The organism is Leeia speluncae, from assembly GCF_020564625.1.
Classification (GTDB): domain Bacteria; phylum Pseudomonadota; class Gammaproteobacteria; order Burkholderiales; family Leeiaceae; genus Leeia; species Leeia speluncae.
In genome coordinates this window covers 1-25371 of sequence record NZ_JAJBZT010000015.1, presented here as the reverse complement: position 1 = coordinate 25371, position 25371 = coordinate 1, and the positions used below count along the sequence as shown (strand labels likewise).

The following is a 25371-nucleotide window of genomic DNA, read 5'->3' as shown; positions in this document are numbered from 1 at the left end:
ACGGTGTGTAGATGAAAAAAAGCACTGCAAGTCAAACTGCAGTGCTTTTTTATTGGTGGCTCACCACTTGTGATTAGTGAGTCGTATCACCTTCTAAATCATCTAGGCATGGGAAGAATGGGATTCCTTCCTCTACCGTCGCAGGCAAACATCTGTCGATAAGGATAATGTCGCTTACTTGGCATTCCGTAAAGAACGTATGCATCATGGAGAAGACAGAAGGAATATGATCTTTTGGATCAAGTGGCCAAACAAATCTTTCTACTACGTCTTGCTGCAATCTAGACTGAATAGTGACGCGAATCTCTGCATTTTCATGCACAGATAAAATCACGGCAGGGTCACCTACCCCTTCTCTAATACGGCGAATAATAGAACTAGCAAACAGATGGAAGGCCACTTCAAGCGTTGTAAATCTGGCATCGTATTGACCAGCAACGACACCCGTTAGCGCTCTCGGCATCACAAATAGTGTCATACCTTCTTTTTGCCATTGCTTTTGGAGCAACTGTCCAAATGGGATACCCCATTTACCGACCTCATCGCCAATACGTGCACGCTGACGACTCGCATCTTCAACAACAATCCCGACGATAAAACGTAAATGCACGCGTTCTTGGCTTTCGACCAAGACGTCTGAAGGCGTTAGATTGAATGGGAACCCTTGGGTCGCTAGTGTCGTTGCCAAATGCGCTTGATACCAAGCGTCATTCTTAATTTTACCAAGGCTTTCTAAGTCCACTAATTCACCGGACATCCAAACATGGTTACTAGAATCCATCACGCCATGCTCGACGAGCAAAGCGCGCATTTCTAACGGGTTAGGGAGTAATGCAGGGATGGTGTAAGGCTGTCTAGAACCTGCGACAATGACGAGTGGAATAGCAAACAAACGGACTAGCTTGCCATCATCTCTTTGCACCGTACCTGTGCCATCAGCAATGGCCGCGACGGCTTTCCAACACTGTAGTCTCTCTTTTGCTGGCAATGCTGCTAACAATGCACCGATAACTTCGCTTTTGCCTTCGAAAAACAATTCTTCAATCAACGCTTTATTGATTGGGGCGCTTCCTGCTTGTGAAAGCCAATTGGCTAGCTCTGGGTATTCTGCAGAAAATGGAAAAGCGGTGATGGTTCTTGGATCAGATACTCGCATGTCAAACCTAGTAGAAAAATCATATCCCCAGATTATACCAAGCATCCTTCCCTCTTCGTCGTTTTTCTGAAATCAGCAATTATCGTTGGAATCTAAAAACTCAGCTAACTACATGAGTTATCTAAATAAAAGCTGATCGAATCCAATCAAGGGCATGGGTAAATTTGCCATCGATCTAAGAGTTTGTTAATGTCGCCCTTTGAGTGTTGATCTAATCTTGCAAAGTCAATCTACAATGAAAAAAAATAGTCCCATCGCTAGGCAAACACTGACGGGAGCGGTGACCGAAGCGCTAAGGAATAGAATCTTAAGTGGTGAGCTACCAGATGGCTCTCAATTAAGACAAGAAGCTTTATCTTTAGAATTTGGGGTTAGCCGGGTGCCAGTACGCGAGGCACTCCGTCAATTAGAGGCCGAAGGTCTTATCCAAATTTTTGACCATAAAGGGGCAATTGTTACCAAGTTTTCGCTCGACGATATTAAAGAACTTCTCGATATACGAGTAATGGTCGAGGGAGATTTGATTGAGCGCGCGGCCAATCATGCCGAAAGTACGGCATTTAATGAAGCGGAGAATATTCTTAATCAGTTTGCAGATGCGTTGGCTCAGCAAGATATTTCGCTTTGGGGTCGTTTGAATGCGCACTTCCATTTAGCCCTATACAAACCAGCAAATCGTCCACATAGTTTAGCGCTAGTTGAATCTTTACTAAACAAAACAGAACGGTACACTCGCATGCAAATTTTGTATGCAAAATTCGACCAGCAAGCCACCGATGAGCATCGTCACCTAATTGATTTTTGTAAGGCTGGCGAGGGTAAAAAGGCAAGAGAATATCTGTCTGAGCATATTCTAAAAGCAGAAAAAGCATTAGAAGATTTTTTTGCACAGAGACAGCATAGCGAGAGATAGTTACGTCATACTCTTACTAGCATGCACACACTAAGCCACCGTAACAGGTGGCTTTTTTGTCTCGTTATCTCGTAGTTATTCAACGCAATGAAGTACAGATTTTTGTACTTTTATTTCTTTAAAACACAGCGTAGAATCCCTTTACTAAACAAAAACTAAACAAAATAAAAGAGGATAGACATGTCTGCTACAGTGCGCGATATCGCCAAAGTAGCCGGGGTATCTATTGGAACGGTTTCGCGTGCTTTAAAAAATCAGGCGGGACTGACCGAATCCACCCGGCTTAAAATTCATCAAGTAGCTTCTGAGATGGGCTACAACTTTAACAAACTCCGAAATGACCGCATCCGCAAGGTATGCTTCATCATCCATCGTCAGCACAACACGTTGGCTAGCTACCCATTTTATGCAAGCGTGTTGCAAGGTGCCGAGCACGTTTGCCATCAACATGAACTCGCACTCAGTTTTTTATCTCTGGGACCTGCCGACCCAATTCAAAACCAAATTAAACGCCATGAACCTGACGCGATTATTTGTGCAGGCTTCTTTGAGCCAGATGTCCTCCGCCTTATCCAAAAGCTGGGCAAACCTGTTGTTCTGTTAGATAACACGAGCGATGAACTAACGCATCTCAATCCAGATAACCGTCAAGGTGCAATGTTAGCAACGGATCATCTCATTAAACTAGGTCGTCGCCGTATCGCATTTATTTCTGGTTCCCAAGCGCATTATAGTATCCGAGAACGGGTACATGGCTATCATAAGTCTTTGTTTAATCATCAATTACTGGCAGACCCTGATTTATTTGTCACGATTAATGATGCCTTGCCATTAGATAGCGCAACCGAAGAAGTCACGGCGCAACTATTAGCCTTACCGACACCGCCTGATGCCATTGTTTGCTACAACGATGCGGTTGCTCTTGCTGCCATGCGAGCGTGTCAGCAAAAAGGGTATTCGATTCCAAAAGATATTGCGGTGATTGGATTTGATGATATCGATGCAGCGCAACACGCCAACCCTCCGCTTTCAACGATTCGAATTGAAAAAGGGGAATTAGGAAAGCTAGGTGTGGAGAGCCTCTTGAATCTATCTACAGATAAGTTATCCATGGTCCTTCCTGTCTCACTTTGCATCCGACAAAGTACGCAACCGACTCTATTTAAGGAGTAATGCATGATGAATTACCCTGACTTTCGCCAACGTGAACCCCTTTTGAATCACATCCAGCAAACCATGGCGTTTTACTATCCTCGGTGTGTGGATACGACTGGCGGGATGTATCACTTTTTAAAAGACAACGGCGATATTTATGATGCAAGTACAAGGCATCTGGTGAGCAGCACACGCTATGTGTTCACCTTTGCAATGGCGTACAGTCAATTTAAAAAGCCTGAATATTTAGAAATGACAAAGCATGCGGTGTCATTTTTAAGGTCTGCACACCGAAATGCAGAAACAGAAGGCTATGCATGGGAAGTTTGCTGGAAAGACGGCACTGCCACCGTACTAGATGAAACCAACCATTGTTATGGATTGGCATTTGTTTTACTCGCTTATGCCCATGCGCTGATGGCAGGCATCCCAGAAGCTAGGTCATGGTTAGACGAAACCTATGCGCTCATGGAAAAACGTTTCTGGGAACCAACTTACGGCTTGTATGCAGATGAAGCAACGGGGGATTGGCAGTTAAAACCGTACCGTGGGCAGAATGCCAACATGCATGCCTGCGAAGCCATGCTAACTGCCTTTGAGGCAACGGGTGACACAAAATATCTACATCGTGCAGAAGAATTAGCAAAAAACATCACCATTCGGCAAGCGGCATTAGCTAACAATATGATGTGGGAACATTATCAAGCGAACTGGCAAGTAGATTGGGAATACAACAAAGATGATAAAACGAATATTTTCCGCCCTTGGGGCTACCAACCGGGTCACCTAACAGAGTGGGCAAAGCTCCTCTTGATCATGGAACGTTTTAAAGACCACTTGCAGGGTGATAGCGAATGGCTGTTACCCAAAGCCATTACGTTATTTGATACGGCCATGGATAAAGCATGGGATAGAGAACATGGCGGCTTATTTTATGGCTTTGGGCCTGAAGATGAAATTTGTGATAGCGATAAATACTTTTGGGTCCAAGCAGAAAGCCTAGCGACAGCAGCCCTATTAGCCAACCGAACCGGTAATGAAAAGTACTGGGCGTGGTACAACCAATTATGGATCTACAGCTGGGATCATATGATCGACCACCAGCATGGCGCTTGGTACCGAATTTTATCCGCTGACAACAAAAAATATTCCGATGAAAAGAGCCCAGCAGGCAAAGTGGATTATCACACCATGGGTGCCTGCTATGAAGCATTGAATGTACTAGGATAAATAAAGATCCCCCCATTCTTACCCTATTGTTTAAACCATCATGATGAACATTGAAAAGAGAATTTCATGACGCAACCAACTACTCTCCCCCGTTTTGTAGCAGCTGGAGAAGCACTTACCGACATTATTCGTACAGGCCCTGACACTTGGGTGACTAAAGTAGGTGGGGCGACGTGGAACGTTGGCCGCGTAATGGCGAAGCTCGGCGTGCCAAGTGGTTTTGCAGGCGCAATTAGTAAAGATGTATTTGGCCAAGCGCTGCATGAAGCAACAGAAGCTGCAGGTCTGGATATGCGCTTCTTACAGCAACCGGCAAAGTCGCCGCTACTCGCGATTGTGCATGAAACACAGCCACCAAAGTACTTCTTTATTGGGGATGATAGTGCCGATCTTCACTTTGATCCAAGCCTACTGCCAGCAGGCTGGATGGATGCAGTGGAGTGGGTACACTTTTGCGGTGTTAGCTTAGCCAGACAGCCATTAGCTGATAAGTTAGTGGCCTTAGCGGCAGAGCTAAAATCGCATGGCGTAAAAATTAGCTATGACCCTAATTTCCGTCTAATGATGGATGAACAGTATGATCCAATTTTAGAAAAAATGACCAAGCTAGCAGATATTGTCAAAGTATCTGATGAGGATCTAGTAGGCTTGTTCCGACATGATGACATTGATGCTTCCTTCGACAAATTAAGAAGCTGGAACCCTGAGTCCGCTTATTTATATACCCGTGGTGAACAGGGCGCCTCTATTCACATTGGCACACAAAGCTGGCACTGCAAACCGCCTAAAATTGAAGTGATTGATTCGGTGGGCGCTGGAGATGCGAGTATTGGTGGCTTGCTTTACAGTGTTATGTATCATGCAGATCGCTCTTGGGAAGAACACTTACGTTTCTCTGTAGCGGCCGGCGCAGGTGGATGCTTATCTGCGGGAGCCAATCCGCCATCAGTGGAGCTGATCGATAGCTTATACGCCCAAACTGTTGCAACTTCGCTGTAAATATTGAGCAGGTAGCCAAATCATTTGGCTACCTGCATGATTTACTCAGTATCCGCCAATTGCTCAAACAACTCTTCAATTTGAGATGGGTTGAAAACGGTAATCCCATGCTGGGTGAGTAATGCAGTTGTAACACCCATCCCTTCTCTTAGTTGAGACTGAAAACTACCATCATATATTTGAACATTGCCACAAGATGGGCTCCGAGCCATTAATAAGGCAAATTGGCATTGATTCGCCTTTGCCAAGGCCAACGCCTTTTCTGCACCAGCCTTAAAAGCGGATGTCACATCTTGTTTATCTGCGGTTTGAACCATCGCCAAGGCCCGCCAAACATCTCGCCCATCCCCATGAATAATTTCTGCTGCGGAACGAGGCACTGGTAAGTCCCCCGCCATTTCCGGGCAGATAGGAATAACCTTTGCAATGTTCGCGAGCTGATTCACTAGCGAGGCGCTCATCCCTTTTGTTTGGCCGTCGTAGCGAACGGGATCGCCAAGTAGACATGCACTCACGAGTACAGAGGGCTTTTGAACTCCTTCCGTATTAGTCGCCAAAGCACACTCCTAAACGTCGCCCGTCTTCAATCAATGAATGATTCGTTGGCACCACTTTTCTTGGGCCCAATGCTTCTTCCACAGGTACGGCAACAATCTCATTATTTCTTAGCGCCACTAACACCCCAAACTGATGTTTGCCGGCACACTCCGCCGCCGCCACGCCAAATCTCGTGGAAAGAAGACGATCATAACTAGTCGGTGAACCACCACGTTGTAAATGACCCAACACGGTCACACGGGATTCTAACTTTGTTCGTTGTTCAAGTTCTTTTGCGACCACATGCCCGATGCCACCCATATGAATAGGGTCAGTTAGGCGAGCATCCGTTTGGCTAACAATGCAACCATCAGGCAACAAAGCACCTTCCGCCACACACACTAAGGAGTAGCGCATACCTTCACTGTGTCGTTGCAATACCTTTTGACACACCGCTTCCCACGTCCAATCAATCTCTGGCAAAAGAATCACGTCAGCAGCACCAGCAAGCCCACCAGCTAACGCAATCCACCCTGCACTTCGCCCCATCACCTCCACCACCATGACTCGATGATGCGAAGAAGCCGTCGTCGCTAAACGCTCTAAAGCATCGCTAACAATCGAAACTGCCGTATCAAAACCAAACGTCTGATCCGTGGCAGCTAAATCATTATCAATGGTCTTTGGCACACCAATAATAGGAATATTCATTGCCGCAAGTTGCCCTGCCAATTGCATCGTACCATCACCACCGATGGTAACGAGGACATCAATACCTAATTCATTCACCGTTTTAAGCATATCTGCAGAACGATCTTCAGACTTCATCGTTCCATCTGACAACATCGTCCGATAATGCCAGGGGTCTCCTTTATTTGACGTACCTAGAATCGTCCCGCCTTGAGGCAAGAGTCCTTCTGTCATGCCCAGTGTAAGTACACTTGTACGCCCTTCCACCAGTCCTTCGAAACCATCCTCAATACCAATCACTTTGGCATCAAATTGTCGAATAGCTGTCTGCGTCACCGCACGGATGACTGCATTAAGCCCAGGGCAATCACCACCACCAGTTAAAATCCCAATCGTGAGTTGCTTCATTTTTTATCCTTTTTTTACCCACTAGGTGAGTCCTTTGATGATCATGCCAAGCGTAACAGTTGCTAACAAACATCTATAACCAATTTGCTGAGCCCATTTTGGCAGATAAGAAAGCAGAAACTGCCCCAGAAAACTCCCCAATTGCATACACGCAACCAATACAACAAGCCAGTTTAACCAAGCAAAGGAAAATGAAATCTGATGCATGCCAAAGAAAGCACTAAAAGAGGAACCTAGCATAATAAAGAAGGTACAAAACTGACTCAGTTCCACTGCCATCTTCATTTCTTCATTATTGCTTAGATAAAACCAAGGCACCAGAAATACGCTCCCCCCTACGCCCAACATGCCAGCGGTACTAGCAACCATTGCTAAGCATGTCGATTCTGTCGGCAATTCACGGCGAAATATATGTGCATGCCTAAAGATCGCCTCTCCAAACAAGAGTGACATCAATAAGTAGGCAATAAACAGTATCTGAAGCGTCTTGCCACCTAGGCTAATTGCCAACCATCCGCCTGCGAGTGCGCCAATAAACAGTACAGGGGTAAATCGAAATACCTGCTTGTATTTTTCCGGGGATTTGAGACAACGTGGCAACACATGAATTCCACTATTCACTAACATCACGATGACGACTACTTGGATGGTACTTAGCATATCCAAAGGTGAATTGACTTCGTTTGTCGTCTCAAATAGCGCCGGAACTAGAAAAAAGCCGCCACCAAACCCAAAGCAGCGAAAGCATACGCCACACAGTAAACCAAGAATCACAATATTCATCTTTATCTCTCATTTGGTAGAGAGCATATGTTATGAAAACACTTCAAAGACATAAATAATGGAAAATGACATTCAACCCATCTAAAATGCCAACTTGGTTCAATCTATCTCTGTGCGTAGAAAAATGAAAAAAGCAGATATTCAAGAGTGGGAACACCTTCCCAACCCGATTGTTGCAATCGAAAAAAACTATTCTAAGAATGCGTATTTAGCGCCACACCGCCATCAGCGACATCAACTGTTATTTGCAGCAACGGGGATGATGGAAGTCAGCACAGAATCCGGACAATGGATTATCCCAAGCAACCAAGCGGTTTGGATTCCAAGCGAAACTGAACATGCGGTGAAAATGCTAAGCAGCGTCACTACTTGCAGCATCTATATCAAACCGGAAGCAATCGAAGAGGCTAGCTTGCATTGTGAAGTGAAAATCATCTCTGACTTAGTTAAACAACTACTCATCCATGCCGCATCAATTGACATGCGGCAAGTGTTAACAAAAAGAGAATCATTGATTTTAGATTTGCTGCTAGTAGAAGTCCCGCTTCTGCCGAGCGCAAATTTTGGATTACCGCTACCGTCTGCCCACCCAATGCTCAAACAACTTTGTGAACGCTTTTTACGGATGCCAAACATCCATCAGCCGATGGAAGAGTGGTATGAAAGCCTACATATTAGTAGAAGAACATTTAGCAGGCACTTTGTAAAACAAACCCAAAAAACGTTTAGTGAGTGGATTCAATTAGCGTGTCTTTTTCATGCGATTCCACGTATTCATCAGGGCGAATCCATTAGCAAAATTGCATTAGACATTGGGTTTGAACATCCAAGTGCTTTTTCATTGATGTGCAAGCGAATGACTGGGCATAACCCCAGTCATTTTCAAGCATAAGCTACATTACTTAATGCAAACCGCACGGATCTGCGGCATATCGGTAAATCCTTGCAAGACTTTTTCAATACCATCTTGCTTAAGCGTTCGCATCCCTTCTTCTAAGGCAATCGCGAGTAGTTCTGCCACCCTCGCATGGTTTTGAATGGCCTTTTTAGAAGCATCCGACCCAACCAGTAATTCATGTAAGCCAAGGCGACCTTTATAACCAGAGCCTTGGCAAACATCGCACCCTTTTTTGCGATAGAGAGTGAATTTCCCTTCGGCGTTTGCGAAGTCTTTCTTCCAATCTTGCAGTAGCTTTTGCTTTTCTTGCTGAGGATTTTCTTTCCAACGAGAAGTCTGTAACAGCTCTTCCGCATATTCTTCAACTAGTTGCAACATCTCGGCATCAGATGGCTGATACGCTTCCTTACAACTTGGGCATAAACGCTTTGCTAAGCGCTGAGCCAATATTCCTAGTAACGCATCGGCAAAGTTAAATGGGTCCATCCCCATATCTAACAAGCGAATAATTGACTCTGGCGCACTGTTGGTATGTAGCGTCGCCAGCACCAAATGCCCTGTCAACGAAGCTTCGATACCAATCGATGTTGTCTCCTTGTCTCGCATTTCACCCACCATGATCACATCTGGGTCTGCACGCAAGAAAGACTTCATCGCAGTTGCAAAAGTTAATCCTGCTTTCGGGTTCATCTGAACCTGCCGCAGCCCTTTTTGGGTAATTTCAACCGGGTCTTCAGCAGTCCAAATCTTGGTTTCTGAGGTATTGAGATACTTGAGCACCGAATGCAAGGTGGTAGTTTTACCAGATCCAGTCGGGCCACAAACAAAGAATAATCCATACGGTTTATTCACTACATTCACTAACCGTTGGTGGTTATTTTTAGATAACCCTAACTTCTCTAGCGGAATCGGCTCGCCTGCTGCCAAAATACGCAGCACCACATCTTCCAAACCGCCAGAAGTAGGCACAGTGGCAACGCGAAGTTCGATATCTAGCGGACCAAATTTTTTAAATTTGATTTTTCCATCTTGTGGTCTTCTTCGCTCCGAAATATCTAGATCACACATAATTTTAATACGTGTGATTAACGGCTCGCGATAACTGGAAGGCACTTCAATATAGGGCACCAAGGTACCATCCCGACGAAAGCGAATTTCGGTTTTATTTCTACCAGGATAAGGCTCAATATGAATATCGCTGACACCTTGATTGTAAGCATCCACAATGATTTTATTTACTAACTTGACGAGTTCATTGTCTTGCGCAGCACTCACATCTTCTGACGTGACAACTTCACTCACATCATCTTCCATATCCGACAAAATATCGGTGATATGACTGCCATCATCCCCGTTCCCCGCACCATAAAAAGCATCAAGGGTCGCATTGAAATCCACAGTTGTTGCTACCGCATAAATCAGCTGACCTTGAGGATACAATTGTTGGGCAACCCGCGTATTGCGAATTTGCTCAGGATCTTTTGTCAGTATGACAATCCCGCTAGTGGTCTCTTCTAGCGGTAACCATTGTTGTTCTTCTAAAAACTCGCGTTTTAAAGACTTCAGCAAATTCAATGGTTTGATTAATCCAGCCTTAAACGGCCGATAGGGAACTTGGTAAAAGTGAGCGAGTGCTTGGCCAATCGACTCTTTACTCACTTGAAACTCTTCGATCAAGGTTGATTCGAAGTCTTTGTTTTTTCGTCTCGCAGAAATTTGCGCCAAGCGCATTTCTGCAAGTGCAATCACCCCATCTTGTATCAAATAGTCGTAACGAGATTTTGCAACGAACACGCCCGCCTGACGCTGGCGCAATGCAATCGCCAGTGTTTTTGCAATTTCAATGACGCCTTCTAATGCCAATAAAGAAAATGGCTGATTGTCTTTTTGGTTAATCAGCTGCAAAACGCCGACAAGGCTATTATCGCGCTCGTCTAGAATGGGGGAGACCAACATTTGTCTCGTCACGTAACCGGTACGTTTATCGACTTCAGACAAATGCTTTAGTTGAGGGCTGTATCGAGAAAGCTCGTTCTCATCATAAACATTCGCAATATTTAAACGACGTTTATGTAAGGCGCAAAACCCAGCAATACTTTGTTCGGATATCGGTAAGCGAATATCTTTAAAGGCATTTAAACCGGTTTTAACTTTGGAAATAATGGAGGTCTGATCTTCAGAAAGCACATAAATCGTTAAACGATCTGCGCCAAAATGATGGCAAAGTTCAGCAGATAACTCTACCATCAATTCATCTACATCTTGGGTCGCATGGATTTTATTGACAAGTGTTTGCAGGTGCCGATGAAAATTTAAACGCTCACTGACATCCACCATTTGCGTCACACCAAATGACTGCTCACTCATCTGCCTATCTCCCAATTAGATCAGTACGTTTCTCCCAATAAAGTAAGTATGACATGAATACGTCATTATTGACGAGCCAAGCGTAAGTTTGGAGGCATGCCTTGCGGGAAATTTGTTCTAAATGGGTTGATATCCAAGCCACCACGTCTAGTGTAACGTGCGTACACACTTAATTTCAGTGGTTTTAATTCGCGCATAATATCGGTAAAAATTCGCTCTACACATTGCTCGTGAAACTCATTGTGTTGTCTAAACCCAATCAGGTAACGAAGTAGGCTTTCTTGGCTAATTTGTTGACCAACATAATGAATTTGTACACTGCCCCAATCCGGCTGCCCGGTTACTAGGCAGTTAGACTTTAATAAATGAGAAATCAGCACTTCTTCTACTGGCGCTTCGCCCTCTTCCGCATTCACAGGCGCAAATGCTAATCGCGAAGGATCTGGATCATACTGATCTACTTCAATATCTAAGCCATCGATACAATAACCTTCTAACTTACCAATACTTTGCGCGTCATACTTAGCAAGCTCATGGAGTTGAACCATCACACCAGCACCAGCCGCCGACGAAAGGTCTTTCACCAAACGAGTCCTCATTTCATCCCAGCTAGAAATGCGTGTTTGGTTAAAGCTATTTAAGTAAAGCTTGAAGGATTTAGATTCAATTAAACAAGGAGAGTCGGCTGGAATCGTAAAAACCGCAATTGCTACTTGTGGTTTACCTTTAGCATTTAACCAAGACAACTCGTAACCGTTCCAAATATCTACGCCCATAAAGGGTAGCTGATTAGCCTGAATACTGAGTTCATCACGCTTTCCTTGCCTAGGAATAGGAAACAATAATTCTGGCGCATAGGTATCTCGATAAGTAACCGTTTTGCCTAGCGGAGAAGCCTCAGGCACACCTGCATTTGAATGAATAGCATCAGACATAATCAACAACTTTTGGAACAATCATAGATAGAGAAATGCTAACACACGCGGGCTAGCAATAAAGAAAAACACTTAGGAAATTTTAAATCAAAGAAGCGCAGCAAAGAACATCGAGTACATACGAAAAAAAATCAGGCGAACGCGCACCCCCATGGCACGTTTCGCCTCGGGACAACACCCTCCCCAAAACAGAAAGGTGGACAGCGGATATCGCCCACCTTTCCGAACAGGATGCTAGCAGACCTTTAGTTATGCTTAGGCTTTACTAGCTTTCGTAAACCGACGGTAATACTCGATCAGATTACGTGTAGAGCTGTCATGCTCAGAAACTTCTGAACCATCAACCAATTGCTGGTGGATCTTCTTGGCTAATTGTTTGCCTAGTTCAACCCCCCATTGGTCAAATGAGTTAATCCCCCAGATTGTACCTTGTACAAAGATTTTATGCTCGTACAACGCAATCAAAGCACCTAGGTTATGGGCATCCAGATTCGATACCAAAATCGTATTGGTTGGTCGATTACCATCAAATACACGGTGCGGAATCATTTGCTCTAACTCATCTCCAGACAAGCCTTGCGCGACAAGTTCTGCACGAACTTCCTCTGCGGTTTTACCTTGCATAAAGGCTTGTGCTTGAGCAAATACGTTAGAAAGCAGAATGTCATGGTGACCAGGCATCGAGTGACGACCATCAATCGAACAAATTAAATCGATTGGGGAAATGTGTGTACCTTGATGCAATAATTGGTAGTAAGCATGCTGACCATTAATCCCTGTCTCACCCCAAATAATTGGAGCCGTCTCATGGTCTACTCGCTCACCTTCACGGTTCACTTGTTTACCATTCGATTCCATATCTAACTGCTGGATGTAAGATGGGAAACGATGTAAATACTGATCATAAGGGGCGATGACATGCGAGCCACCACCATAGAAGTTCATGTACCAAATACCCAGTAGACCAAGTAATACCGGCATATTTTTCTCTAATGGCGCATTTCTAAAATGCTGATCCATTAGGTGAGCACCATTTAGCAACTCATAGAAGTGATCACGACCCAGCGCCAATACAATCGGCAAACCGATAGAAGACCAAACAGAGAAACGACCGCCAACCCAATCCCAGAACTCAAACATATTCTGCGGATCAATACCAAAATCCACCACACGTTGACGGTTGGTAGAAACGGCAACAAAGTGCTTCGCAATCGCCTTTTCATCTTTCGCAGAGGCTAAGAACCATTCGCGGGCAGTTTTTGCATTCGTTAACGTTTCTTGCGTCGTAAAGGTTTTTGATTCAATCACGAACAAGGTGCTAGCCGGATGCACTTCTTTTAGCGTTTCGGCAATTTGGCTGCCGTCAACGTTCGATACAAAGTGCATTTTCATACGAGGGTGCGCGTAAGGCTTCAGCGCTTCGTATACCATCTGAGGACCAAGATCAGATCCACCAATACCAATAGAGACAACATCGGTAATCGGTTGGCCGGTATAACCCAACCAGTCGCCAGTGCGAACGCTATGCGCGAAAGCACACATGCGGTCCAACACCGCATTCACTTTTGGCATAATGTTTTCACCATCAACCAAAATCGGGCTATTTGTGCGATTACGCAACGCCACATGCAAGACAGCACGCTTCTCGGTGAAGTTGATCTTTTCACCGTTAAACATCGCAGCAATGCGCTGACTCATGCCACGTTCACGCGCCAAATTAACCAACATATCCATCGTATCTTGGTTGATACGGTTCTTCGAGTAATCAAGAAGAATACCGCCCACTTGCAATGAGAAGCGTTCAAAACGCTGCTCATCTTGCGCAAATAAATCGCGCATGTGGTGGTGACTATTTTCTCTAAAGTGAGCCCACAAGGCTTCCCATGCTTTAGTTTCTGTTAATTTGGACATGATTAGACGTCTTCCCCGTTCCTAACTCGTTTTTCTCTCAAACTACGCTTAGCTTTTTCTAATTGTGAAATGGCTTCTGGTCCGCGTTTTAACGCAACACCAACCGCCAATACATCAATAATGACCAACTGCACCAACCGAGACAGCATCGGAGCATATACTTCCACATCCTCTTGAACATCCGCCCCTAAGGCGACCGTTGCAATTCGTGCCAAAGGCGTACCTGATGGCGTAATGGCAATCACCTTAGCGCCGACAGATAGCGCCATTTGTACAGAATGAATAATGTCGGTAGATCGGCCACTTGCAGATACGGCCACCACCACATCCCCAGCATTTAGCACCGCTGCCGCCATGCGATGCACATGGGGATCACTATAAGCAGCCGTTGGGACGCCGTAACGGAAGAATTTATGTTGTGCATCTTCGGCAATAATGCCGGAGTTACCTTGGCCATAAAATTCGATACGCTTTGCTTCGCTTAACAACAAAATGCCCTGTTGCAAAGACAGGGCAGATAAGTCATTTCGACATTTCAATAGCGCAGAGATCGTGTTATCAAACACTTTGGCAGAAAGATCAGAAACAGAATCTTCCAGCGTGACACTGCTATGGACAAAAGGTACTCCACTGGCCAAGCTATTGGCTAAACGACGTTTAAAGTCAGATAAACCATCGCATCCCATACTTCGGCAAAAACGAATCACCGTCGGTTGGCTTACTTGCGCAACCCGCGCAATTTCAGCCACCGGTGCTTCAACTGCCCAGCGAGGTTGTTCCAACACCTGCTTAGCCACTAGACGCTCGGCTTTTGGCAAATTATTTAGCTGATGATTGATTCGATTTAGCACCCTCTTGCCCTTTTATAAATGATTTGCTTGCTAATTGTTTTGAGTTAGAGCCGCTATCGTACCAAATTCATGCTAGTTAAGTCTGCTATTCACCAGACTCACGTAAGAATTGCTGTAGCGCAGCGGTTGCACCAGTAAAGGCTGGGTACTTTGCTTGAATAACAAAAACTGGCACGTTCGACATATAGGTCGAGAAACGACCTTTATCTTTAAATCGAGCGATAAATGGAGAATCTGCAAAGTACTCGCCTAGTCTAGGCACAATGCCACCACCAATGTAACAACCACCACGCGCACCTAAGGTCAGCACCAAATTTGCAGCGGCAGTTGCCAACATGGCACAAAATAGATCAATCGTTTCTCGGCATTGTGCATCCGCATTCGACACACCTAATGTCGAAATATCAGCAGGGCCAAAGTCTAGCTTTTCAACGCTATTTAATTCGCAAACCGCTTCATAGATCAGTGGCAGGCCCATCGGCTCTGCACCACCACCGCCACACAAGAATCGCTCAAAAGAAATATGGGCATCATTCCCCAGCTTTTGCTGAACCAATGCCATCAATGCACGTTCTTTTTCATTAAATGGGGAAACAGTTGCGTGCCCTCCTTCACCAGAAAGTGCAATCCAGCCACCATGTCCATTTGGTACTAGCCCAGAGACACCTAAGCCGGTTCCTGCACCAATTAGCGCAATAGCAGCACCATCCACAACCTCTCCACCACATACTTTGTGAACTTCTTCGGAAGACAAATGAGGAAGCGCCAAAGCCAATGCAGAAAAATCGTTCAGCATGAGCAGTTTTTTGAGACCCAACTCTGCTTGCAAGCCTGAAATAGAAAATTGCCAGCTATGGTTAGTCATCTTCACCACATCACCAGCAATCGGATTGGCAATGCCAAAAGCCGCATATTCAGGGCGATTATGCGATTCTGCGTAACCTACCGTCGTTAAATATGCTTCAATCGCTTCAAGCAAGCTTCCATAACTACTAGTAGGTAAAACGTGTTCATTATGAAAGCGGAAACTTGTATTCACTTCTGTTGGGTCGACCAAAGCAAAACGAGCATTGGTTCCGCCAATATCAGCAATTAACCATGGTCGAAGGTTATTCTGCATAAAATACCTCGACATCTGCTGCTGTATCACATAAGACAAAGCTCACTGGCCATGTCTTCGAAGGCGCTTCGCATGCTTTATCAAATACAGCCTTTTTGGCACTACCCGCAAACTGGAGGAATACTTTACCGGCTTGATTAATCGCAGGCAGTGTCAAACTCATGCGATCAGTTGGTGCGACTGCGCCAACCTGTGCTAAACAAATAGGTGCATCATTCGCCAATCCGGCATCTAAAGCTGGGCTAGCAGGAAACAAGGATGCCGTATGTCCATCGTCACCCATTCCCAAAACCACCACTGAAAATGGAAGTCCTAAATGTGTAAAAGTTGCATTTAATCGGCTTTCTGCGTCACTAGCAGAAGCTTCAGAGCCAAACATCGGGATAAACGTGGCAGATGCCGCTTGTCCTTGTAGCAAATGCGTTCGCACTAGCGCTGCATTACTACCACTATCGGATTCAGGCACCCAACGCTCATCTACTAAAGTAACGATGACACGATCCCAAGGCAGCTCCATTTCACGCAATTGTTCAAATACAGGAACAGGAGATTTCCCACCAGACACTGCAATCACAGCAGAGTCTTGGTTCGCAAGCGTTGCACTTAATTGCTGAGCAATCGCTTTTGCAATTGCAGAGGATTGCTCAGAGATTTGATTAAACACATGCAGTTTCATCTTGCTTATGCCTCTTCATGCCAAGACAAACCATCACGAGATAACAACGCAGAAGAAGCTGCAGGTCCCCAAGTACCAGCAGTATACGGCTTAGGCGCACTTCCATCTTGAGACCAAACAGACATGATTGGCTCAACCCATTTCCACGCCTGCTCAAGTTCATCTTGACGCACAAATAAGGAAAGATTGCCGCGAATGGTATCTAACAATAGTCGCTCATAAGCATCCGCACGGCGGATAGAAGAACTCGCCGCAAAATCCAGGTCCAAGTGCACTTGTTGTAAGCGCATATTGTCACCAGGCGCTTTGGCCAAGAAGTAGAGCTTCATGTGCTCTTCGGGCTGTAAGCGAATCACCAACTTATTAGGAGAACTAATACCACCTGGCGCAGGGAAGATTTGATGAGGAACATCGCGGAAATTAATCACAATTTCGGCTAGGCGGTCGGCCATACGCTTACCGGTTCGAAGGAAGAATGGCACGCCAGCCCAACGCCAGTTTGCAATTTCACAGCGCAGCGCCACAAAAGTTTCTGTTTTACTTTCTGTTGCAACACCGTCTTCTTGCAAGTAGCCAACCACAGGTTGTCCACGTGATGCACCAGCTTTATATTGACCGCGTACCGTTTTGGTTAGCACGTCTTCTTGAGAATATGGCACTAAGGCACGAAGCACTTTTAACTTTTCATCCCGAATCGCATCAGAATCTAAGCTAAATGGCGGCTCCATTGCGACAAAGCAAAGCATTTGAAGCAAATGGTTTTGCACCATATCTTTTAGTGCGCCAGTATGGTCATAAAAACCACCACGCTTTTCGATGCCAACTTCTTCAGCAATCGTAATTTGAACATCGCTGATCCACTCTCTTCTCCAGAGCGGGTCAAATAGCGCATTACCAAAACGTAGTGCCATCAGGTTTTGTACCGACTCTTTACCTAGATAATGGTCAATGCGATAAATTTGGTTTTCTTTGAAGAAACGGCCAACTGATTGGTTAATCTCATTGCTAGAACTAAGATCATGACCAAGCGGTTTTTCCAACACAACACGGACATTGTCACCATTCATTTGTTGGGCGGCCAAGTTTTGGCAAATACCGGTAAATAATGAAGGGCTTGTAGAGAGATAATATACGGTTACTTCCGCAGGCACTTCGTCAACAGCAGTTTTCAAAGCTGGGTAATCTTCAGCATTTTCAGCATCCACTTTGACATAAGCGATGCGTGCAGCAAAAGTAGCCCAAACCTCATCAGACCAATCAGACTTAGGCAAAAATTCTTTTGCTTTGCCAGTAACCTGAGATAGATAGTCATCCTGGCTAAAATCACGACGCCCTAAGCAGAGAATACGGCCAACGCCCAAACTACCAGAACGATGCGCTTGATATAAAGCAGGTAGTAACTTGCGCATCACAAGATCGCCAGTTCCACCAAACAAGACCATATTAAAAGATTGAGTCGTTGACACCGTGCACTTCCTCTCTACTTATACACATTCATGTGCTATAGCTTAATTATTACCAGCAAAATGGCAGATTACCAATTTTGAGTGCAATGAGTACCCATACGGATAAGCATCTTATGTAGTTATACTACTTTTAAAAACAACAACTGTCCAGCAGAATCAAATAAACCAGCAAATACATACCTTTACGTGATATTTGCATAGGTAAATTCACTTTTACTGTACAGAATTTCACCTTGACACTTTGATCGTCATGACGTTAAATGTAGTTATCCTACAAGAGAATTACGACCATGCCTTTGCACAGCACACTAATTGCCGTTACTGAACGGATCAAAGAACGCAGCGCCCAAAGCCGAGCACGCTACGAAGCAAGGATGAAAGCAGCCAAACAAAATGGCGTTACTCGCGATCATATTTCTTGCACCAACGTTGCACACGCTTATGCCGCCATGCCGCAGAATGATAAATTAGTACTAAAAGCTGCAAAGGCACCGAATATTGGTATCGTTACCGCTTATAACGACATGCTTTCTGCTCATCAGCCTTATGCTGGGTATCCAGAGATCATCAAAGCCGCAGCAAGAAAAAGCAACGCAACAGCACAAGTTGCTGGCGGCACACCAGCCATGTGCGATGGCGTCACACAAGGCCAACCAGGCATGGAACTATCCCTGTTTAGCCGCGACATTATTGCAATGAGCACTGCAATTGCCTTATCTCATCATGTATTTGACGGAGCACTTTACCTTGGTGTCTGCGACAAAATCGTTCCAGGTCTTTTAATTGGTGCATTGCGTTTTGGCCACCTTCCGGCTGTCTTTGTGCCAGCAGGCCCAATGACTTCAGGCATTTCAAACTCTGAAAAAGCAAAGATTCGCCAACTGTACGCAGAAGGCAAAGTGGGTCGCGATGCATTGCTAGAATCCGAAATGGGCTCTTACCATAGCGAAGGCACCTGTACCTTCTACGGCACAGCAAACAGCAACCAAATGCTGATGGAGATTATGGGCTTACACATGCCTGGCTCTGCATTCGTTACGCCAAACACCCCTCTTCGCCATGCACTCACAGAAGCAGCTACCGTTCAAGCCATCAAACTAAGCCAAGAAGGCATCTCTACTTCTGACATCATTACAGTAGAAAGCATTGTTAACGGTATTGTTGGTTTACTGGCAACTGGCGGCTCCACCAATCACGCCATCCACTTACCAGCCATTGCAAAAGCTGCTGGCATTGAAATTAACTGGGATGATTTCAGTGAACTATCAGCAGTCGTACCATTACTGGCAAAAGTCTATCCAAACGGCAAAGCAGACGTTAACCACTTCCATGCCGCAGGTGGAATGGCACTACTCATCAGAGAGCTAATTAGTGCCGGTTTATTACATGAAGACGTGCAAACCGTTGTTGGCAAAGGTCTTTCCAATTACACGCAAGAACCAACACTAGTTGACGGTGAACTAGCTTGGAAAGATGGCGCCACAACCAGTGGTGACGACACAGTAATCGCCAGCGCAAAAACACCATTTAGTGCAGATGGCGGGCTACGCCTACTTGCCGGCAATCTTGGCCGCTCAGTGATTAAAATCTCTGCCGTCGCACCTGAGCATCGCAAAGTAACCGCCCCTGCAGTGATCTTTGATCATCAAGACGAGCTACTTGCCGCATTTAAGCGTGGTGAACTTGAAAAAGACTTTATTGCAGTGATTCGCTTCCAAGGACCAAAAGCGAATGGCATGCCAGAACTTCACAAGCTAACACCAACCTTAGCCGTACTTCAAGAAAGAGGCTTTAAAGTTGCACTAGTAACGGACGGACGTATGTCCGGCGCATCAGGCAAGGTTCCTGCAGCCATTCACATGAGCCCCGAAGTACTGTCAGGTGGACCACTAGGAAAAGTACGTAACGGTGACATCATTACCTTAGATGCAGAAGCCGGAACCGTAACCGCTGACGTAGACGCAAATGAATGGGCAACGCGTGAAATTGCTTCAGCAAATTTAACCAACAACCAATTTGGATTTGGACGCGAGCTATTCACAGGTCTAAGACAAATGGCAGGTGATGCAGAAGCTGGCGCAATGACCTTTGGCTTCCAAGACTAATAGAGAAAGAGGCTTAACCGCATGACACTCGATCAAATTATTGCAGCAACAACGGTAATGCCTGTTATCGTCATTGATGATTTAGACACTGCCGTCCCACTTGCCCAAGCGCTAGTTGCTGGTGGAATTAGAACGCTAGAAGTGACACTACGCACGCCAAAAGCACTAGAAGCAATTAAGTTAATTAAAGCAGAAGTGCCAGATGCCATTCTCGGCGCTGGCACGATCACCACTGCCAGTCAGCTAGATGCAGTGATCGAGGCAGGCGCCAGCTTTGGTGTTAGTCCTGGCAGCACACCGGCATTCCTTGAAAGCATAAAAAAAAGCGGCCTACCATTTTTACCAGGCGTCATGACACCTTCAGAAGCAATGGTTGCCCGAGACGCCGGCTTTGCAGTGTTAAAACTATTCCCTGCAGTACCTGCGGGTGGCGTGAAATTACTAGAAGCCATTAGAGGCCCATTACCAGAGATTAAATTCTGCCCAACAGGTGGAATCTCCCCGCAAACCGCACCAGATTTTCTAAAATTGCCAAACGTTGTATGTATTGGTGGATCTTGGCTAACACCGAAAGAAGCCATTGCAAGCAAAAACTGGGATGAAATTACACGCCTAGCGAAAGAAGCAGCTTCTCTACGTGGTTAAACAAGAATACAAGTAAAAAACACCTATAAAGCACCACCATTTTCGTGACTCAGCTGATGTTTTTAAAACATAGCTGAAGAACTCACCCAAAATGGTGGTGTTTTTACTTACCAAACCCTCTCGAATAATCTACCTCATATCAATTTCAGGTATAATCTAAAGTTTGTAATTGTAACTTAGAGGTTTAGCATGCCAATTTACGCATATCGTTGCAGCAGCTGCGGTTTTGCCAAGGACGTGCTGCAAAAGATTTCTGATGCACCACTAACAGACTGTCCTGAATGCAAACAGCCCTGCTTCTCCAAGCAACTAACCGCGGCTGGTTTTCAACTAAAAGGATCTGGCTGGTACGTGACCGACTTTAGAGGTGGTTCTTCTAGCTCGGCTACAGTAAACGCAACCTCACCAAAGCCTGCAGAATCAACAACAACAGAAACCACTAGCACAACGACAGCAAGCGCCCCCGCTTGTGGAACCTCAGGTGGTTGCGGATGTCACTAATCAGACTTCGAAAATACCTTCTAACTGGCCTATTAATTTGGGTACCGATGGTGATTACACTTTGGGTACTCCAATTAATTATTGGAACCTTAGATGGGATCTTTCATTGGCTCCCACCACAATGGCAGCCAGAGTCTTTAATCCAATTTAACCTACCACTTTTTGGGCAAGTTAAAGGATTACCCGGCTTAGGCGTTGTCATTACACTGTTGGTACTATTGCTAACAGGATTAACCGTTTCCAATATTCTTGGCAAACGGATTTACATTCTCTGGGAAAATGTACTCAGCAAAATCCCAGTTTTCAAAACAATTTACAGTAGTGTCAAGCAAGTTTCAGACACCCTACTCTCTAGTAACGGCCAAGCCTTTCGTAAAGCATTGCTCGTCCACTACCCGCATCAAGGGAGTTGGACCATTGCATTTCAAACAGGTACACCAACAGGAGAAGTGGCTGAAATACTGCCGCCAGATATGGTTAGCGTCTATGTGCCAACCACGCCAAACCCAACATCAGGCTTTTTCTTGATTGTTCCTAAATCAGAAACAAAAGAATTAGAGATGTCGGTGGATGAGGCATTGAAATACATCATATCGATGGGTGTTGTCGCCCCAAAACCCGGTGCACACCCTCACAAAGAAGAACACTAAGAATTTAGTTATACGCTTGAGCCAATGCTCAATAGCAAACAAGTAATTATCCAAATAGCGTCATTTTTGATAGAGAGTTTTAAAAGAATGAGAACAGATTACTGCGGACTAATTGATACCCGCTACCTTGGTCAGACAGTCACCTTATACGGTTGGACTCATCGTCGCCGCGATCATGGTGGCGTGGTATTTATTGATTTGCGTGACCGTGAAGGCCTAGTTCAAGTTGTTTGCGATCCAGATAATCAAACAGCGTTCCAAGTAGCAGATACTGTCCGCAATGAATTTGTTTTGAAAATTGTAGGTCGTGTACGCCCTCGCCCAGAAGGCACAACCAACAAAAATCTAATCTCTGGTGAAATTGAAGTCATTGCAGATGAGATTGAAGTACTCAACCCATCTGTCACCCCACCATTCATGATGGATGACGAAAATCTATCAGAAAACACACGTCTAACATACCGTGTGTTAGACCTTCGTCGCCCAGCAATGCAAAAGAACTTACGTCTACGCTACCGCGTTGCGATGTTGATCCGTAACTACCTAGACGCGCAAGGCTTCATCGACGTCGAAACACCAATGCTGACACGTAGCACACCAGAAGGTGCACGTGATTACCTGGTTCCTTCACGCGTTCATGACGGCCAATTCTTCGCGCTACCTCAGTCTCCACAACTATTCAAACAGCTATTGATGGTTGCTGGTTTTGATCGCTACTATCAAATCACAAAATGTTTCCGTGACGAAGATTTACGTGCTGACCGTCAACCAGAATTCACACAGATCGACTTGGAAACCTCATTCCTAACTGAAAATCAGATCATGGATATCACAGAAAGTATGGCAAAACATACTTTCAAAGAAGCCATTGGCGTTGATCTTGGCGACTTTCCACGCATGACCTACCAAGATGCAATGCATTTTTATGGCTCTGACAAGCCTGATCTACGTGTCACGCTGAAGTTCACTGAACTAACAGACCTAATGAAAACAGAAGAATTCAAGGTTTTCAGAGGCGCTGCAGATATGCCAAACGGCCGCGTTGTTGCTTTGCGCGTACCAAATGGTGCAACAATTTCTCGTAAAGAAATTGATGATTACACTCAATTTGCAGGCATCTATGGTGCAAAAGGTCTTGCCTACATCAAAGTAAATGACAAGACTAAAGTTACAAATGATGAGCACTCAGGTCTTCAATCACCAATCGTAAAATTCTTGTCTGTTGCGGCATTAGAAGAAATTCTAAAACGCACAGAAGCACAAGATGGCGACATCATCTTCTTTGGCGCAGACAAAGCCAAAGTAGTGAATGAATCAATCGGCGCATTGCGTATCAAAATTGGTCACGAAAGAGGCGAAGCCAACGGTTACTTCATCAGAGAGTGGCGCCCACTATGGGTGATTGACTTCCCAATGTTTGAACACGATGAAGAAGATGATCGCTGGACAGCATGTCACCACCCATTCACATCGCCAAAAGATGGCCATGAAGACTTAATGGTGAGCAATCCAGGCGCATGCTTGGCAAAAGCTTACGATATGGTACTTAACGGGTGGGAAATTGGCGGCGGTTCAGTCCGTATCCACCGCGCCGAAGTACAAAAGAAAGTATTTGATGCACTGAAAATTTCACCAGAAGAAGCTCAAAACAAATTTGGCTTCTTGCTAGATAACCTTCAGTTTGGCGCACCTCCACACGGCGGTTTAGCATTTGGCCTAGATCGACTAGTTACGTTAATGACCGGCGCAGAATCGATTCGTGATGTGATTGCATTCCCGAAAACACAACGTGCACAGTGTCTATTAACCAATGCACCGAATGAAGTGGATGAGAAACAACTTCGTGAGTTGCATATTAAGCTTAGAAATACACCTAAATTAGTAACAGAATAATTTGTTACTAGGTACAATAAAAAGCCGTCCACAGTTTGGACGGCTTTTTTTCTATCAAAAGAATAAAAACAAAGGTGGGTATATGTGGCAAGAGGAACGCTACCAAAGAATCAAAGCACTACTTAATACACAAGATCGTGTAACCATAGAACAGATCATATCAAACCTAGGGGTTTCAAGAGAAACCGTGCGCCGGGATCTCCTAAACATGGAGGAACAAGGACTCTTAAAAAGAGTGCATGGCGGCATTATTCGGATTGAAGACGAAGCGCCAATCACAGAAAGAGTGAATAGCCATGTAGTAGCCAAGAGAGAACTAGCAAAATCCATTTTGCCCTACATGCACAAAGGGATTACGCTAATGCTCGATGCAGGCACTACCAATTTATTAGTGGCAGAAGAACTAGGTATGTTGAGCGGGATCACAGTGATCACCAATTCTTTTGATATCGCCTTAAAATTGCGAAACAGTGTAACTGAACGTAATAGTGAGATTATTCTCCTTGGTGGAAATATATCTCTGCGCGCCCCTGCTACTACGGGCAGCACCACAGTCAGCGATCTAAGACGCTACCATGCGGATATTGCAATCCTTTCACCTGTTGGTATCGATGCAGAAAAAGGAGCATGCAATTTTGACTTTCAAGAAGCAGACATTGCTAGAACCATGTCAGAGCAATCAAACAGGAGTTTTATCCTAGCTGATCAAAGTAAAATTGGTTTAACCAGTAGAGCGCAGTTTTGTCCTCCTGAAAAAATCGATTTATTAATTACAAACAGTAAATCAGCAGAATGCCCAGGCTATACCGAACTCGCCAACGCAGTAAAAGCAGTGAAATTGTGCTAAATAAATGAAGATACCAAGCCACGCTATTCAATACACTATCCGCTCATGTTTTGAAGGTACATTAGCAACAAACTCAATTCAACTACCTCAATATCCTCATGCTTCTTGGATACAGCTATGCACAGATTTCCAAGGCATGCCAATTTTCATCATTAGCCACTTAGCAGAGCATACCAAAAATCTAGTTTCAGATCCTCGATGCTCTTTATTAGTTACAGCACAAGGAGAAACAGAAGCTAGCCCTAAGCGTTTAACAATCCTCGGACAAGCCAAAGCATTTACGCCATCAGAAATTGAAATAAGCCGATTTTCAAAACTCATACCACAAAGCGCGCTATATCTTAATATTGGTGGATTCGAGTTTTATCGATTAACACCTGAAAAGGTACGGTTTATCAGCAGTTTCGGAAAAATGGGCTGGTTAAATCTCGAAGAGTATATCGACAATAAACTAGCTTCTTGCAACTTGAGCTCAGAAGAATTAACTCATCTCAATCACTTACAAAAAGAAAAACGAGTTGAAATAGTAGCAGTAGATTCTTTTGGGGTAAGCACTGTAAATCTCGAGACACAGAAGGTACACTTTACACCAACAGACAATCCACTAAACAGCAATACTCAACTTATTGAGTGGG

The 25371-nt window shown here is 44.8% G+C and carries 23 protein-coding genes; 12 read left to right on the top strand and 11 right to left on the bottom strand.

The annotated features are described in order from the left end of the window. Nucleotides 1–73: 73 nt before the first annotated feature. The gene (locus LIN78_RS17300) at nt 74–1201 is read right to left on the bottom strand and encodes a hypothetical protein (RefSeq protein WP_227182137.1); all 1128 of its coding nucleotides are present in this window, start codon (nt 1199–1201) and stop codon (nt 74–76) included. Nucleotides 1202–1391: 190 nt separating this feature from the next. On the opposite strand from LIN78_RS17300, the gene LIN78_RS17295 reads away from it, so the two are divergent. The 4 genes from LIN78_RS17295 to LIN78_RS17280 all read left to right on the top strand — a co-directional run bounded on the left by LIN78_RS17295 (nt 1392) and on the right by LIN78_RS17280 (nt 5453). Continuing rightward, nucleotides 1392–2069: a GntR family transcriptional regulator gene (locus LIN78_RS17295; protein WP_227182136.1), complete on the top strand. Its 678-nt coding sequence runs from the start codon at nt 1392–1394 to the stop codon at nt 2067–2069. Between the two features lie 180 nt (nt 2070–2249). Continuing rightward, the gene (locus LIN78_RS17290) at nt 2250–3242 is read left to right on the top strand and encodes a LacI family DNA-binding transcriptional regulator (RefSeq protein ID WP_227182135.1); all 993 of its coding nucleotides are present in this window, start codon (nt 2250–2252) and stop codon (nt 3240–3242) included. A gap of 3 nt (nt 3243–3245) precedes the next feature. Further along, a complete protein-coding gene (locus tag LIN78_RS17285) occupies nt 3246–4454 on the top strand; it encodes an AGE family epimerase/isomerase (protein ID WP_227182134.1) in 1209 nt (402 codons plus the stop codon). A 66-nt stretch (nt 4455–4520) separates the two neighbouring features. Beyond that, complete coding sequence (locus tag LIN78_RS17280) at nt 4521–5453, top strand: carbohydrate kinase family protein (RefSeq protein ID WP_227182133.1); 933 nt, start codon at nt 4521–4523, stop codon at nt 5451–5453. A gap of 41 nt (nt 5454–5494) precedes the next feature. Here LIN78_RS17280 and LIN78_RS17275 read toward each other — a convergent pair whose 3' ends face one another. Genes LIN78_RS17275 through LIN78_RS17265 form a run of 3 tightly spaced genes read right to left on the bottom strand, consistent with a single transcriptional unit; the run spans nt 5495 to nt 7871 of the window. Further along, nucleotides 5495–6010, bottom strand: a complete 516-nt coding sequence (locus tag LIN78_RS17275; RefSeq protein WP_227182132.1) for a 2-thiouracil desulfurase family protein — start codon at nt 6008–6010, stop codon at nt 5495–5497. Continuing rightward, a complete protein-coding gene (locus LIN78_RS17270; protein ID WP_227182131.1) occupies nt 6000–7088 on the bottom strand; it encodes a 6-phosphofructokinase in 1089 nt (362 codons plus the stop codon). The genes LIN78_RS17275 and LIN78_RS17270 overlap by 11 nt, the downstream gene beginning before the upstream one ends. 21 nt (nt 7089–7109) lie before the next feature. Continuing rightward, nucleotides 7110–7871, bottom strand: coding sequence for a sulfite exporter TauE/SafE family protein (locus LIN78_RS17265; RefSeq protein ID WP_227182130.1), 762 nt, complete (start codon nt 7869–7871; stop codon nt 7110–7112). Nucleotides 7872–7995: 124 nt separating this feature from the next. On the opposite strand from LIN78_RS17265, the gene LIN78_RS17260 reads away from it, so the two are divergent. Further along, nucleotides 7996–8763: an AraC family transcriptional regulator gene (locus LIN78_RS17260; protein WP_227182129.1), complete on the top strand. Its 768-nt coding sequence runs from the start codon at nt 7996–7998 to the stop codon at nt 8761–8763. Nucleotides 8764–8769: 6 nt separating this feature from the next. On the opposite strand, the gene LIN78_RS17255 is transcribed toward LIN78_RS17260, so the two are convergent. From LIN78_RS17255 to zwf, 7 genes are all read right to left on the bottom strand, one after another. After that, nucleotides 8770–11136 carry a GspE/PulE family protein gene (locus LIN78_RS17255; protein WP_227182128.1) on the bottom strand — a complete coding sequence of 789 codons (2367 nt, stop codon included), beginning with the start codon at nt 11134–11136 and terminating at the stop codon, nt 8770–8772. A gap of 65 nt (nt 11137–11201) precedes the next feature. Further along, nucleotides 11202–12071 carry an NADPH-dependent 7-cyano-7-deazaguanine reductase QueF gene (gene queF / locus LIN78_RS17250; RefSeq protein ID WP_227182127.1) on the bottom strand — a complete coding sequence of 290 codons (870 nt, stop codon included), beginning with the start codon at nt 12069–12071 and terminating at the stop codon, nt 11202–11204. Nucleotides 12072–12326: 255 nt separating this feature from the next. Further along, nucleotides 12327–13982 (bottom strand): glucose-6-phosphate isomerase, encoded by a 1656-nt coding sequence (pgi, locus tag LIN78_RS17245; RefSeq protein ID WP_227182126.1) that lies wholly within the window; start codon nt 13980–13982, stop codon nt 12327–12329. A gap of 2 nt (nt 13983–13984) precedes the next feature. Next, nucleotides 13985–14833, bottom strand: coding sequence for an SIS domain-containing protein (locus tag LIN78_RS17240; protein ID WP_227182125.1), 849 nt, complete (start codon nt 14831–14833; stop codon nt 13985–13987). A gap of 85 nt (nt 14834–14918) precedes the next feature. Continuing rightward, nucleotides 14919–15953: a glucokinase gene (gene glk / locus LIN78_RS17235; protein ID WP_227182124.1), complete on the bottom strand. Its 1035-nt coding sequence runs from the start codon at nt 15951–15953 to the stop codon at nt 14919–14921. Then, the gene (pgl, locus tag LIN78_RS17230) at nt 15943–16629 is read right to left on the bottom strand and encodes a 6-phosphogluconolactonase (protein ID WP_227182123.1); all 687 of its coding nucleotides are present in this window, start codon (nt 16627–16629) and stop codon (nt 15943–15945) included. The genes glk and pgl overlap by 11 nt, the downstream gene beginning before the upstream one ends. A 5-nt stretch (nt 16630–16634) precedes the next feature. Next, nucleotides 16635–18095, bottom strand: coding sequence for a glucose-6-phosphate dehydrogenase (gene zwf, locus LIN78_RS17225; RefSeq protein WP_227182122.1), 1461 nt, complete (start codon nt 18093–18095; stop codon nt 16635–16637). Between the two features lie 290 nt (nt 18096–18385). Here zwf and edd point away from each other — a divergent pair, with 290 nt between their 5' ends. The 7 genes from edd to LIN78_RS17190 all read left to right on the top strand — a co-directional run. Further along, the gene (gene edd / locus LIN78_RS17220) at nt 18386–20200 is read left to right on the top strand and encodes a phosphogluconate dehydratase (protein WP_264474663.1); all 1815 of its coding nucleotides are present in this window, start codon (nt 18386–18388) and stop codon (nt 20198–20200) included. 21 nt (nt 20201–20221) lie between these two features. Beyond that, nucleotides 20222–20845, top strand: coding sequence for a bifunctional 4-hydroxy-2-oxoglutarate aldolase/2-dehydro-3-deoxy-phosphogluconate aldolase (locus tag LIN78_RS17215; RefSeq protein WP_227182121.1), 624 nt, complete (start codon nt 20222–20224; stop codon nt 20843–20845). A gap of 189 nt (nt 20846–21034) precedes the next feature. After that, nucleotides 21035–21346 carry an FmdB family zinc ribbon protein gene (locus tag LIN78_RS17210; protein ID WP_227182120.1) on the top strand — a complete coding sequence of 104 codons (312 nt, stop codon included), beginning with the start codon at nt 21035–21037 and terminating at the stop codon, nt 21344–21346. Further along, nucleotides 21337–21996, top strand: a complete 660-nt coding sequence (locus LIN78_RS17205) for a DUF502 domain-containing protein (RefSeq protein ID WP_227182119.1) — start codon at nt 21337–21339, stop codon at nt 21994–21996. The genes LIN78_RS17210 and LIN78_RS17205 overlap by 10 nt, the downstream gene beginning before the upstream one ends. 87 nt (nt 21997–22083) lie before the next feature. Beyond that, nucleotides 22084–23889 (top strand): aspartate--tRNA ligase, encoded by a 1806-nt coding sequence (gene aspS / locus LIN78_RS17200; protein WP_227182118.1) that lies wholly within the window; start codon nt 22084–22086, stop codon nt 23887–23889. Nucleotides 23890–23971: 82 nt separating this feature from the next. Continuing rightward, nucleotides 23972–24736 carry a DeoR/GlpR family DNA-binding transcription regulator gene (locus LIN78_RS17195; protein WP_227182117.1) on the top strand — a complete coding sequence of 255 codons (765 nt, stop codon included), beginning with the start codon at nt 23972–23974 and terminating at the stop codon, nt 24734–24736. Between the two features lie 4 nt (nt 24737–24740). Beyond that, on the top strand, nt 24741–25371 hold a 631-nt coding region (locus tag LIN78_RS17190; protein WP_227182116.1), incomplete at its 3' end, for a pyridoxamine 5'-phosphate oxidase family protein.